The following is a 13,921-nucleotide window of genomic DNA, read 5'->3' on the forward strand; positions in this document are numbered from 1 at the left end:
TAGTTATGCCAATTCCCAGCTTGGCATTTATGCTTGTTTTTTTACCCACCTGCTTGATTTTGTACTTCCTTTTCTTCTTTTACCGGCCCGCGCAAAATGTCATACTGCTGCTGGCCAGCCTGGTGTTTTATGCCTTTGGCCAGACTGTCTATGTGTTGGCGCTTTTGCTCTCTATGGCATGGAATTATGCCATGGGCTTGGCCATCGCGACCCGGCAAAAGAAAGGGCACAGCAGCAAGGCCTTGACCGGAATAGCCGTCGGGATGAATGTGCTGCTTTTACTGGCATTTCAATGGATAAACCAAATGCTGGCCTTTCTTCCCTCCTGGTTTGGTTGTGTGGCACCCTCTTTTCAGGTTCTGATGCCCTTGGGGCTTGCCTGGTACACCTTGCAGGCGGTGGGCTACTGCCTGGATGTCTACCGTGGCGAGGTAACTGCCGAGAAAAACCCCCTTTATGTGGGGCTGCACCTGGCCTTTTTTCCTAAGATCACCTTGGGTCCCTTGGTGGATTATGGGATGATGCGTCGGCAGTTCACTGAACGCCAACATACCATTGACAAGTTTAGCCGGGGTTTGTGCAGATTTGTGGTAGGTCTTGCGAAAAAGCTTTTGCTGGCAGATCAGCTTTCCTATCTGGTGAACTACATCTTCACCCAAGCGGCCATGGACAATACCGTAGTACAACTGCCGGTAAGCCTGGCCTGGCTGGGGCTGTTCGCTTTTGGCCTGCAATTGTATTATGAACTTTCCGCCTTTGCCGACATGGCCATTGGTCTGGGGGAGATGTTCGGGTTTGATTTGCCGGAGAATTTTTGCTATCCCTTCGTAGCCACGAATATGACGGATTTCTGGCGCCGTTGGAACATCACACCCCTGGCCTGGTTCCGGAAATATGTTTTTGGGTTCCTTCCCAGGACGGAAAATCAAGACCTTGTGATACGGAATCTGCTTATTACATGGATAGTGTTTGCTTTGTTTGTCGGAGGTTTTGAGTGGACCTTTGTATTCTGGGGTGTATGGAATTTTCTTCTCTTGCTGGCAGAACACTTTTTTGGTTATGCTGAGCGCATTTCGGGACGCTTTTTAAAGCATGTATACACGCTGCTTGCAGTGCTGCTCGGATTTGTATTGTTGCGAAGCCCTTCTCTGTATACTGCGGGACAATATTTCGCCTCCATGTTGGGGCTGAACAACAACGGTTTTTGGAGCACCCTGCTCCCCGTGTTTTTAAGGGAGAACTGGATGCCCCTCGGACTTGGTGTAGTGTTTGCAATACCCCTGGCGCCCAAGTGGAACGCCTTGGCACAACGGCCTGGTAAAGGAAAATCTCTTTGGAGGTTGTCGGCTATCCTCTACCCGGTCTTCATTGCCGGGCTGCTGATAGTGTGCATGGTCTTTATTGTTCAAAACAAGGCAGTGATCACGCCTGTATATTAGACACATCACAGAAGGTGAAGCCAGGTAAGGAAGGGAGGCGGATCACATGGATAATTCCCCAAAGGCGCATTGGCATAAAATCGCAGCAGCCGTACTCATGTTAACTGTACTAATTGGAGCAAGCGGGTTTTCCCTTTGGTTTACATATGACAGTGTGCTTGGCACATTGGCGGCTTATGACCCACTGAAAAGCTGGCGCACCCCCTCTTCCCTTAGAGAAGAAATGGAGAGCGCCATCCGCTACCAGCTCCCATACCGTCTGGAGATACGCGATATATACTCAATCGGCCTGGTGGCGCAGGGCAAACGGGAAATCGGCACTTTTTTCATTGTGAAAGACAACGATGGCTATCTGCTGAGAACCAACCTCTATCAGGAGATAGATCCCAATATTGAGGAATATGCCCGGCGATTGGGTAAACTGCGGCAAGCAGCTGCGCTCAAGGGGACACAGGTGTTGTTTGTGGGAACCACCGGCAAGTTTGTGCCCGGCACCACGAAAATGCCGGAGGGCTATCTGCCGGATCACTCCAGTCTGCGTAATCTGGATGAGCTTTTTTTGGATTTATTGGCCTACCACGTGAGCAATCTGGACTTGCGCGAAAGCTTCAAAACAGCACCCCTTGACTACACGGACTACTATTACCGCACCGACAGCCGATGGACAGCGCGTGCCGCCCAGTTTGCAGCGGGCAGCGTTGCCGATGCGGCAAAGGATAAGTTGGGTGTTGAGCTGGATTCAGATGGATTCTACAGCGATTTAGCCAATTATGAAGCCTACATCTATCCCCAGATCCTGTTGGGCGATTACGGACACAGCGCAGGCATGCCTTTTTCCGGTTTGGACGACTTTGTAGCAGTAGTTCCGGCCTTTGAAACCGACCTGACATTGGAGATTTCTTCCCAAAATATCCTTCGCCGCGGCCCGTTTTCCCAATCCGTGCTGAATATGGATTACCTGAATGTAGGAGACCCGCGCTATGACAACCCTTCTAAAACATATTTCGGGGGAGGCGTCACACGGGTGCACATCGTGAATCACCGCAATCCGGACGGAGAAAAGGTTCTGCTGCTGTGCGACAGCACTTTCCTGACGACCGCCGCTTATCTGGCCTTGATGTGCGGTGAAGTGGATGCGCGGGTGGTGGCTTCAAATGACGCGGCCAGCATGGAAAAGCTTGTGGCAAGTGGCGAGTATTCGTTAGTGGTAGTAGCCTGTGAGGCTCAGAGCATTGGGGCAGATATGTTCCCTTTCTTTAAACGATGATTTGCTTTATGGGGGGAGAGGAGATGGTTATGGCTAAAAAAATAGGTTTCGCCTTGAGACTTTCCCTCTTTTTGACCATACTTGCGGCCGCCTTCTTTTTTGTGTGGCGGGTAAATGTCGGTCCTACGGCGGAAGGTTCTGTGGAAGTGTTCTTCATCGAGACCAAAAGCGACGCTAACGCCATCCTGCTCAAACAGGGTGAGGCCGTCATTCTGGTTGATACTGGGGAAGAAGTGGACGCCCCAGCTATCACGGCTTTTTTGCGGGAACAGCTGGTAAGCGTGATTGATTATCTTGTGTTGACTCATCCCGACCAGGATCATATTGGGGGTGCTCCCGCCCTTCTTGAGCAGTTTGAAGTACGCTATGTGATACAGCCGTATTATGCCAAGGAAAATGTCCTGGCCGGCGCCTTGAGGCAAACCATTGATTCCCTGGGGGTAGCGCAGATTTACCCCACCCGCCCCAGAAGCTTTACCTGCGGCCAAATGCAGATGACTGTGTATCCGCCGCTGGAGAAGCACTACCGGAAGGATAATAATTATTCTCTGGCCCTTTGGATAAAGCATGGGAAGGTGGATATGGCCTTTGCGGGGGATGCGGAGGAAAAGCGGCTGAACGAATTGATGCAGATCCATTGGCCGGCCGTGCAGCTGTATCAGGTGGCGCACCATGGACGTGCCAGCCGGTCCTCAGGCTTATTGATTGAACAGCTGCGGCCGCAGTACGCCGTAATCACTGCTTCTGACGGCGACCAAGCCGTCCAAGATGCCCTAAAACAAGTAGGCGCACGGATTTTTTACACAGGAGACGGAACACAACAGTTTGTTAGTGACGGAAAAACCATGGTGTATGTTGAAAGGAGGCCTTAAGATGATAGCTGAGAAGCAAATGAATGCAACAAGCCGGTCCCAAGCCTTTCGTTACCGGTCCTGGATGATTCTGACAATGGTTTTGAATGCAATTTACCTGTACTGGCGCGTTCGGTATACCCTACCCATAGAATATGGCGTTATTTCCATCATTGCAGGTGTGTCTTTGCTCGTGGTAGAGTTTTTGGGCGCACTCGAATCACTGGTGCACTATTTCAACATGCATCGCATTGAAAATCACCCGGTACCCGAAGTGCCGCTGCATCTGTTCCCCGATGTCGATATCTTTATTGCCACCTATACGGAACCCATCGATCTGCTGTATAAAACCATCAATGGATGTAAGTATCTGGATTACCCGGACAAATCCAAGGTGCATATTCATCTCTGTGATGACGGGCGCCGCCCTGAGGCCCGCCAGTTGGCCATGGAGATGGGGATCAATTATATTTGCCGCGAGGACAACAAGGGTGCCAAAGCCGGCAATTTGAACAACGCCATGTCGGTAACCAGTGCACCGTTGATTGTGACACTGGATGCGGATATGATTCCACAGCACAGTTTTTTAATGAGCTGTGTCCCCTACTTTGTGGACGCCGATCTGCAAAATGCCTCCCGTGAGGACGGCAAGAAGCTCCGTATGGGGTTTGTGCAGACCCCCCAAAGCTTTTACAATCCTGATTTATTTCAATTCTTTTTGTATTCAGAGAACCGTATCCCTAATGAGCAGGATTACTTTTACAAAGATGTGCAGGTGTCCCGCAACCGTTCCAACAGCGTCATTTACGGCGGCTCCAACACCATGCTGAGCCGTGCTGCTATTGAGGACATCGGCGGTTTCTTTGAAGGGGCGATCACGGAGGACTTCGCCACCGGCATCCTGTTGCAGAAAAAGGGATATGTCTGCTATGCAATCAATGAAGTTTTGGCCAGTGGGTTATCGCCCACCGACCTGCCCAACTTGATTCAGCAGCGAATCCGCTGGGCGCGCGGGTGTATTCAAACAGGACGTAAAATGCATATTATCTTTTCACCAGAGCTTTCCTTTGGGCAGAAAGCCAACTATTGGGCCTCTGTTTGGTATTGGTATGCACCCTTGAAACGGCTGTCCTATATCATGTCCCCCATTTTATTCGCTGTCTTTGGGTTCATGGTCATCAAGTGCACCTTGCTGGAGGTGCTGATTTTCTGGCTGCCTATGTACATTTCCAGCAATATTACACTGCGTATGCTGAGCCGGGGCATACGAACCACCAAATGGACCAGCATATACGAAACTGTTCTGTTCCCATTCATGCTGTTTCCTGTTCTTGCGGAGTTCTTTGGCATTTCTCTGAAGAAATTCCGTGTAACGAAAAAGGAAAGGGTACGCAGCGAAAAAGCGACAACCGTCCTGTACGCTATTCCCTTTGTGCTGTTGGCTGTCCTGTCGGTGATTGGTATTATCAATTGTACCGCCATGATATTCCAAAGCGGAACCGTATCGCCCATCGTGGTTTTATTTTGGTTGTCGGTCAACCTGTTCAACCTGGTGATGGCACTGTTTTTTACTCTTGGACGCAATTTCTACCGCATGAGCGAGCGGGTGGCGGCTGTGGTGGAATGTCGTCTGGGGACGAACGCCCATGGTGTTATTCATTGTGAAACCACGGATTTCTCTGAAACTGGTGTGGCTCTTTTTTTGAAAAAGCCGACAGATATTGACGAAAACGAAACCGTCAATTTGCATTTGCTTACCGACAGATATTCAGCCAAGCTGAAAGGGCGAATTGTCCATGTGAGCGCTATTCCAGGTGGCTGGAAATACGCGTTCCTTATCACAGACTACGGGGATAGCAAAAGCCAGTACCTCCAAATTGTCTATGACCGTGTGCCGACTCTGCCCACCGACCTAAAAAAAGCGCAGGGGAGCTACAATGATATTCGCCGTAACATCACCCGCCGTACCCAAGGGGTATTCTATCAAAACCGTCGCTATCCGCGTATCAACATGGATGAAACCATCCATTCAGACTATGGGCCGGTTCACCTCATTAATTTTAACTACAAATATGTGGTGACAGATTCGCCGGATCTGCCAAATGAGCTGTATTTGCACCCAGTGGAGGGGCTTGCTTTGCTGTGCCGCTACGAGCGGGATGTGCAAGATGGCAAAAAATTATATGCCGTGGCAAATTATGACGATATTCACAATAACGCTGAGGCCAGCCGTCTGCTGAGGGAGTGGGTGGATCAGATTTTGCGCAAAGAGAGTGTGTTAGGAAACAAGTCCATGCCAAGCGCCCGTTCTTCTGATTTGGCTCTCAATATTCTGGGTGCGCCACAGGGGCAAGGAGGGGGACTAAAGCAATGAAGTCAGGAAAGTGCTTCAGATTCGTGGTGGTCTTGTTAATCGTGATGTTGGGGGGATTTCTGATATCGGGTTGGACGGCAAAAGAGGATTTGCGCTTTGTGAAGAGTTTAGGTGTGGGCTGGAACTTGGGCAATACCCTGGAGCCCTATGATTTGCATTTTGAAACCAGTGATCCTGCCATATATGAAACATACTGGAACAACCCCATTACCACCAAGGAGATGCTTCAGGATATTAAGCAAGCGGGCTTCTCTGTTTTGCGCATTCCGGTGACATGGCAGGACCACATGGATGATAACCTCCAGGTAAACGAGGCTTGGATGGATCGTGTGCAGCAGGTGGTGGACTATGGATTGGAGGCCGGCTTTTATGTGATCATTAACGCCCACCACGACCAGTGGTACTACCCAGATGAAGAGAATCTTCCACGCGCCGAAGAAATGATGCAGGCGTTATGGCGGCAAATTGCCCATCGGTTTGAAAGCTATGATGAACGGCTGATGTTTGAAAGTATGAATGAGCCGCGTCTGATTGGAACGGATAAAGAATGGGGTTCTGGTACCCCTGCGGCTAGAGATGTGGTAAACAAGCTGAATGTGGCGTTTGTAGAAACGGTGCGTTCGGCTGGCGGAGAAAACGCCAAGCGGTATTTGCTTTTGCCTGCTTACTGTGCGCGGGCAGAAACGGCAGCGTTTGAAGGTTTTTATTTGCCGAAAGGAAGCCGAATGATTTTATCGGTACATTTGTATACGCCGTATCGTTTCGCCCAAAGCTCATCCGGAACGGATGTATTTACCCCGGAAAGCCCTGCGGACACCGAAGCTATTGATCAGCTATTTTCGGATCTCAAGAGGCTTTTTATTGATAAAAAGATTCCTGTAATCATTACGGAATTCGGGGCGGTTGACAAGGACAACGAACAGCAGCGGATCATATGGGCAAATTATATTTTGAAGAAAGCGAAAAAGCTGGGTATCTCGTGCCTTTGGTGGGATGCGGGTGGAGATGCCGGCAAGGAAATATCATACTCTTTATACGATAGATACACGAGAACATGGCGATTCCCCAAACTGGTGCAGGCCTTGGTAAATCGGTGAACAATAGCCACCCGAAATCGGACACGAATCCGATTTTGGGTGGCTATAGCAATAGTTGCCTAAATTCTCTAAAGAGATTGATTTTCCATGTCAGCTTTTGACCCAAATAAACGACTTAATATTAGAAGGAGGTAAGGTTATGAGTAGAAAATATCAATTAATTGTAACTTGGGCCTTGGTGGCGGTGATGCTGGGGGTGACCCTGACCGGCTGCTCAGGGAACTCCAAAGTAGCTGCCGGGGATTTGATGAAGGGGATTAATAAAAATCCTGTCCAACTTCCTCAAAAAATGGATGGAGAGTTGAATCAAGCTCTACTGGATTTTACATGGAATTTATTCAGGGAAAGCGGTGCTAACACCGGTAATGTCATGATTTCAGCACCCTCTGTCTATCTGGCCTTAGGAATGACCCTAAATGGGGCCGATGGTGAGACCAGGGAAGCCATGCTCAAAGCCTTGTCTGCTCAAAACATAAAGCCGGAGGACTTTAATCTAGGCTTATCCGCATGGATGACCTCTTTGATGGATAAAGAAAATAAGGCGGATGTGCGTATTGCCAATTCGATTTGGATTCGTGATGGTTTTGAGGCGGACCCGGCTTTTTTACAGACCAATGGAGATTATTATCAAGCGGGAATAAGAAGCATTGATTTTGCCGATCCCTCGGCCCCTAAGATAATCAATCAATGGGTGGAGGAAAAAACGGAGGGGACCATCGATAAGATCATCGAGAAGATTGACGATGATTTAATGATGTACCTTATCAATGCGATTTACTTTAAAGGGGAGTGGAAGGATCAATTTAAGGCTGGAAGCACCTATGAAAGTACCTTCTCTGCTCCGGCAGGCAGTGTAGAAACTCCATTTATGAGACGAAGCGGGAATATGGACTATATCCAAGGTAAAGGGGCCACCGGAGTCATTCTCCCTTATACCGATGAGCGGTTTGCTTTCGTAGGGATCTTGCCTGGGGAAGGCCAATCTCCCCGGGATTTTATCAACACGGTCACTGCTGAGGAAATGTTAAAATTAATGAACACGAAAAAAGTGAAGAATGTTGAGCTATCTCTGCCGAAATTTGAAAGTAGTTATGAAAATGAACTAAAGGATGAACTCAATACTTTGGGAATGGAAATAGCTTTTGATCCTTCTCGTGCAGACTTCTCATTAATGAATAAGGCCCATAACAAGGACCTTTTTATCGGGGGAGTAAAGCATAAAACCTATATTAAAGTGGATGAAAAGGGAACGGAGGCTGCTGCGGTAACAGGGGTAGAAGTCAGCAATACCAGCATGCCTGTAGATCTTACCCAAGTCGTATTTGATCGGCCTTTTGTCTATGCCATCATAGATTGGCAGACAAATAGCCCGTTATTTGTGGGAATCATGGAAGATCCTACGGTGAAGTGAGATTAAGCTGCGGAGTAACTCGAACTTCACCAAAACATTATAGGATGTAATATGTTAAAGCATTCTGCTTTCAGCAACACCGTCCAAGAAAGGTGAGGGCAGTTATGAAATTTCACCGGGAAGATAAGAAATATACTTACACCCTATCTTACCTGGCCGGATAGCGAACGTTGGGAGATTTATGAGGGAGTTCCTTCTCTACAATCAGCCCCCACTTGGCAACATCAGGCGATAGCGAGAGAGCTTTTAACCCAGTTCAATGTTTTTTTAAAAGGTAACTCTTGCCAGGTGTTTGCAGCGCCTTTTGATTTAAGGCTTCCGGAGGGGAAATTCATCAGTGTTTTTATATTGCAGGAGATGTGGTGACGGTGATGGCTGGAAGAAATGTAAAGAAAGCAAGGTGCTGATGATAGTTATCAGGCATGCCGCGGAAAATGATTTAGAGGGTATTCTAAAGCTCTATGGGACGTTGGAGGAAAATAAAGACTGCGGTATCGATATCGATGCCGCAGTCTTTATTTTCAGCAAAATTTACAGCTACCCGGACTATTCTATTTATGTGGCAGAGATAGAAGGTAACATCGTCGGTACCTTTTCATTAGCCATTATGAATAACATCGCCCACAGGGGTGCGCCTTCAGGGCTTGTTGAGGATGTCATCGTTTCGGAAAACTATCAGCGAATGGGTATTGGCAAGCGCATGATGATAGCCGCAATGGAGATATGCAAGCAAAAAGGCTGTTACAAAATGGCCTTATCCAGCAACGTTAAAAGGAAAGATGCCCACAAATTTTACGAAAGCTTAGGATTTAAGATTCATGGTTACAGCTTTCTTGTTGAGCTGTGAATGTGTGGTTATAATCTTCCGCCAAGGCTCCTACTCGATTTCTTGTGTTTATGCGGATGTGCAATTTGCAAATGTTATAAAAGCAAACTTGTATATGCAAGTCGTTTATTGTCTGTGTTTCTGACTTATACTGAATGATTTGTTGCGTATAATGCTTTTATCGCTTTCTTCCGCGCCTTTGTAATCCACATAAACGATGCTATCTCCATCATATGAAGTGCAGATTAACAAGCGTTGGTATCCGAATCCATCGTCGGCTTGGATAACCTCCCCTGTGAAGGAAAGCTTTTTATCTTTATACTTATCTGGACTGCAGCAGATATCCGTATGAAATAGCCACGCCAGCGGGCAAAAGCTTGTGAAAGACGCGAAAAAGATATTAGTCTGCCAACCGGAGTATGATGACATAAAAAAGTACATTGTCGATTTGCATCGAAGGGCACATCATGGGCCTATAGATTCTTAAGCTTCCGGTACAATTTTGTCCTGGTTATCCCCAGAAGCTCTGCGGCCTTGGTCTTGTTGCCATGGGCCGTTTTTAGAGCCTCGAGTATTTTGGTTCTTTCATAGGATGAATACTCTTCCGCAAGCTGGGGGTTTGTTTTCCAATCATCACTCAAGTGATCAGGATCGATATCATTGATAGTATTGCTGATTTTACTGAGAACGGCCTGTACGTCTTCCGCAGTGATTAAATCTCCGTTTGAAAGGATGCCCAGCCTTTCTACCAAATTTTTCAGTTCCCGAACATTGCCCGGCCAGGGATACTTTTTCATCAAATTAAAAGCTGGTTCGGTGATTTTTTTATCGGTTTTATATTTGTTATTAAAGTTCTGTATGAATTGCTCTCCTAAAGGCTTTATATCCTCCAACCTTTCCCGCAAGGGTTTAATATGGAGATGCATAACGCTTAATCTATAAAAAAGGTCTTCTCGAAAGAGGCCTTTTTTTATCATCTGTTCCAAGTGCTTGTTCGTAGCGGCGATGATCCGCGTGTCGATCTTTATGAGCTTGGTTCCGCCTACCCTGCGGATTTCTCCGTTCTCTATAGCCCGTAAGAGTTTAACTTGAAGAGCATAGGGGATATCCCCAATCTCATCCAAGAAAAGGGTTCCGCCTTGGGCCAGTTCAAAAAGACCGATTTTTCCACCGCGGGTTGCTCCTGTGAAGGCGCCTTCTTCATATCCGAACAGTTCAGCCTCAAGCAAGTTATCCGGAATGGACGGGATGCTTACGGTGATAAATGGTCCTTCCTTGCGGATGCTGTTTTTATGAATGGTCTTGACCATAACCTCTTTGCCAACTCCGGATTCCCCGGTAACCAAGACGCTGCAATCGATGGGAGCCAGCTTTTGGACATCTTCCAGCAGACACTTCATATTCGTACTTTCGATAACGAAATCTTCTCCCAGCAACAAAGTATTGCGCAAGTGTTTTATCTCCGCAAGGTATGTCTTATTGATACGGCGCTCGGTTTCCAGAGTCTCTAAGATTTGATTCACCTCACTGCAAGTCATAGCGCTGGATACCAGAAACTTGATCTTGCCCTCTTCATCGTAGACCGGATTGCAGTAGACAATAACATCCTTTTCACTTCCTTTAGAGATAATAGACGCTGTGAATTTGCCGCTTTCTATCGCTTCGTAAACAACGGCTTTATCGATTAACCCTTCCTGAACGAGATATTTCGCTTCTTTCCCAATCACCTCGGTAGTAATACCTAACTTCTCACGGTTAGCCTTGTTAGTCCACATCACAACACCATTTTCGTCCATGACTGAAACGGACTCCATAATATTGTCGAGTATTTCCTGGAAGTCTTTGGTACCCAGTTCTTTGGCAGACATGGTCTTCATTCCTCTCGTTCGGATTTGTATTAAATTTCACACATGGTTACGGACATTATAATACAAAACGTTACAGTTGTGAAGGTTAAAACAATCCAATTTGCGCACTCTGGTGTTTGGCATACTTATTGCATTTATAGTGTAGCAGTTGGCGAGCCATCCAAAGAATTAAGGACGTATGGGAGGGATAAAGGAAGTCTCTTATGTGAATGTGGGTTTTATCCTAAGATGATTTTTGGGAGAGGAGCGAAAACTATGTCTTGCTGTGAACCGTTAGTATTGTCCCCTCAGGAGATGTGGCTTGAGGGAAAGATGAAGGACGAAGATAAAGGCAGAGAGAGAACCTTCAGAAGGATGGAGGCGATCCGTAAAAGTCAAATTCTGCTATGCACGGATAGAGCGCGTTTGTTTACGGAATCCATGAAAGCTACCGAGCGCAAGCCCCTGATTCTCAGATGGGCCTTAGCTCTGCAGCATATCGCTGAGAATATCCCGGTGTATATCGGGGAGGACGATTTGATCGTCGGGAAAGGAGAGAATCATCCCGGACGCTGTGGGATGCTTTATCCGGAAATCGACGGAGCGTATTTGGATCGCATGGGAGAAAATATATGCGGCCGCCCCGACACTCCTTTTTATGTATCTAAAGAAGATTACAAAATCATGACGGAGGAGATCGCACCCTATTGGAAGGACAAATCCTTTCCAGAGACCTTTGTCGCAGCCCTGCCGGAGGATACCCGAACCCTGATGTTCGGTGCCGATCAGGAAAATATCTATCAGCAGTTTGGGATTATTTTTTGTTCAGGGAACTTCCGAGCCTCCCATAACTGGGTCATTGATTATAAAAAGGTTGCGGAGCGGGGGATCAAGGATATCAAAAAACAAGCTCAGGAAAAACTGGCGGCGATAGAAAATCCCTTTGAACGGGTGGAGAAAGAACCCTTCCTGCAATCCGTAATCATCACCTGTGATGCTATTGTGATCTGGGCTAAGCGGTATGCTCAATCAGCTCGGGAAATGGCGCAAAAGGAAAGCAATCCGGCGCGGAAGGCAGAACTGTTGCAGATTGCCGAAATCTGTGAATGGGTTCCGGAAAATCCTGCGCGGACCTTCTATGAAGCTCTGCAGACCCAGTGGTTTGCTTATATGTTCTGCCGCTTGGAGCAACTGGGTGCCGCTTCCTTGAGTCTGGGAAGAATGGACCAGTATCTCTATCCTTACTATAAAAAGGACATAGAAGAAGGCCGGATGACCAGGGATCAAGCGAGGGAATTGCTGGAGAGCGTCTGGGTCAATATGTCCGAAGCGATGTTCATTATGGCAAGCCCGGCGGCCGGCTCTTTCACAGAGGGGTATGCTCACTTTGAGGGTGTTACCATAGGCGGACAGACCCGGGAAGGCAAGGATGCGACCAACGAGGTGTCGTATTTGATCCTTGATTCCAAGCGGGGGATTCCTATCAACTATCCGGATATGGGGGTAAGGATTCATGCGCAAACTCCGGATAAATTTCTTAGAGCGGTAACAGAGATCATTAAAGAAGGGCAGGGCTATCCGAAGCTGCTCAATGATGAGGAGATCGTCCCTCTGTACCTGGCTAAGGGTGTAAGCTATGAGGATGCTCTGGATTATTGTATCGCCGGTTGTGTCGAGAACAGAATTCCGAACGTGGACACCTATGCGACTCCCGCCGGTGCTGTTAATTTTGGCGCCGCAGTGGAGTTAACCCTGAATAACGGCCGGATGAAACTGTATGGCGATTACCAATTTGGGGCGGAGACCGGTGATCCCAGAAACTTCACCTCCTTTGAAGAGGTGATGAATGCTTACCGCACTCAGCATCTCTATTTATTAAAACATGTCCTAACCCAGCAGGCAGTATTGGATGAGGTCAAAACAAAGTTTATGGCGGCTCCCATGACCTCGATGGTCCATGATATTTGTATGGAGGAATGCCAGGATCTTCACCATCGGTTAAAGAGGGGCCTGCGCGAAATTTATTGTGATGCCATTGGTTATGCAACTGCAGCCGATTCCTTGGCAGCCATTAAGAAGCTGGTCTTTGATAATAAAAAGCTGACGATGGGTGAGCTATTGGATGCCTTAGCGGTTAATTTTGAGGGTAAAGAGGCTATCCGGCAGATGTGCCTGAATGCGCCTAAATATGCCAACAACGATCCTGAGGCTGATGCGATAGCTAAGGAACTGGAAAAATATCATCTGGATTATTTAGAAGAACAGAACAAGGAGATTCCCGGAACGGTCCTATCGCTCCGTATGGTCCCCGTAACCCTCCATATTGCCTTTGGCAAAGTGGTGGGAGCAACGCCTAACGGCAGAAAAGCCGGAATGCCTCTGGCAGAAGGAACCGGGGCTTCACATGGTTGTGATACAAAGGGACCCACCGGGTTGCTCATGTCTAACGTCAATTCCAAAAATAAAGGGTCCAAAAACCGACAGGCCAGACTACTTAACCTGAAACTGAGCCCCGGTTCAGTCAAAGGGGAGGAAGGAACCCGGAAGCTGATGTCCCTCATCCGAACCTGGTGCGATATGAAACTCTATCATATTCAGTTTAATATCATTAATCGAGAAACCTTGCTGGCCGCCCAGAAAGACCCTGAGAAATACCGGAGCTTAGTGATCCGTGTAGCTGGCTACAGCGCTTATTTCACGGAACTGTCCAAAGAACTGCAAGACGAGATTATTGCCAGAACAGAGCAGAGTCTATAGTTAAAGGAAAAGCGCAGGCCCCGTCGGGCGACGGCGGGTCCTGCCCTTCCTC

The 13,921-nt window shown here is 47.7% G+C and carries 10 protein-coding genes; 9 read left to right on the plus strand and 1 reads right to left on the minus strand.

Annotation, left to right across the window (positions count from 1 at the left end):
* Positions 1–5: 5 nt before the first annotated feature.
* The 8 genes from DESPCE1_RS0101570 (at position 6) to DESPCE1_RS0101600 (ending at position 9,286) form a co-directional block, all read left to right on the plus strand.
* Entirely contained in the window at positions 6–1,439 is a 1,434-nt protein-coding gene (locus DESPCE1_RS0101570) for an MBOAT family protein (protein ID WP_014792291.1), read from the plus strand.
* A gap of 46 nt (positions 1,440–1,485) precedes the next feature.
* Positions 1,486–2,706 carry a hypothetical protein gene (locus DESPCE1_RS0101575; RefSeq protein WP_019849255.1) on the plus strand — a complete coding sequence of 407 codons (1,221 nt, stop codon included), beginning with the start codon at positions 1,486–1,488 and terminating at the stop codon, positions 2,704–2,706.
* A 29-nt stretch (positions 2,707–2,735) separates the two neighbouring features.
* A complete protein-coding gene (locus DESPCE1_RS0101580; RefSeq protein ID WP_156831317.1) occupies positions 2,736–3,578 on the plus strand; it encodes a ComEC/Rec2 family competence protein in 843 nt (280 codons plus the stop codon).
* A 1-nt stretch (position 3,579) separates the two neighbouring features.
* Positions 3,580–5,931: a glycosyltransferase family 2 protein gene (locus DESPCE1_RS20915; RefSeq protein WP_019849257.1), complete on the plus strand. Its 2,352-nt coding sequence runs from the start codon at positions 3,580–3,582 to the stop codon at positions 5,929–5,931.
* On the plus strand, positions 5,928–7,028 hold the full coding sequence (locus DESPCE1_RS0101590) for a glycoside hydrolase family 5 protein (RefSeq protein ID WP_014792295.1): 1,101 nt from the start codon (positions 5,928–5,930) through the stop codon (positions 7,026–7,028). Before DESPCE1_RS20915 ends, DESPCE1_RS0101590 begins: the two co-directional genes overlap by 4 nt.
* A gap of 139 nt (positions 7,029–7,167) precedes the next feature.
* Entirely contained in the window at positions 7,168–8,439 is a 1,272-nt protein-coding gene (locus tag DESPCE1_RS0101595) for a serpin family protein (protein WP_019849258.1), read from the plus strand.
* A 177-nt stretch (positions 8,440–8,616) separates the two neighbouring features.
* Complete coding sequence (locus DESPCE1_RS22885; protein ID WP_242835414.1) at positions 8,617–8,805, plus strand: Uma2 family endonuclease; 189 nt, start codon at positions 8,617–8,619, stop codon at positions 8,803–8,805.
* Positions 8,777–9,286 (plus strand): GNAT family N-acetyltransferase, encoded by a 510-nt coding sequence (locus DESPCE1_RS0101600; RefSeq protein ID WP_019849259.1) that lies wholly within the window; start codon positions 8,777–8,779, stop codon positions 9,284–9,286. Before DESPCE1_RS22885 ends, DESPCE1_RS0101600 begins: the two co-directional genes overlap by 29 nt.
* Positions 9,287–9,738: 452 nt before the next feature.
* Here DESPCE1_RS0101600 and DESPCE1_RS0101605 read toward each other — a convergent pair whose 3' ends face one another.
* Positions 9,739–11,133 carry a sigma-54-dependent Fis family transcriptional regulator gene (locus DESPCE1_RS0101605; RefSeq protein ID WP_019849260.1) on the minus strand — a complete coding sequence of 465 codons (1,395 nt, stop codon included), beginning with the start codon at positions 11,131–11,133 and terminating at the stop codon, positions 9,739–9,741.
* A gap of 255 nt (positions 11,134–11,388) precedes the next feature.
* On the opposite strand from DESPCE1_RS0101605, the gene DESPCE1_RS0101610 reads away from it, so the two are divergent.
* Positions 11,389–13,869 carry a pyruvate formate lyase family protein gene (locus tag DESPCE1_RS0101610; RefSeq protein ID WP_019849261.1) on the plus strand — a complete coding sequence of 827 codons (2,481 nt, stop codon included), beginning with the start codon at positions 11,389–11,391 and terminating at the stop codon, positions 13,867–13,869.
* The last annotated feature ends 52 nt before the right edge of the window (positions 13,870–13,921 follow it).

It is taken from the genome of Desulfitobacterium sp. PCE1, from assembly GCF_000384015.1.
Lineage (GTDB): Bacteria > Bacillota > Desulfitobacteriia > Desulfitobacteriales > Desulfitobacteriaceae > Desulfitobacterium > Desulfitobacterium dehalogenans.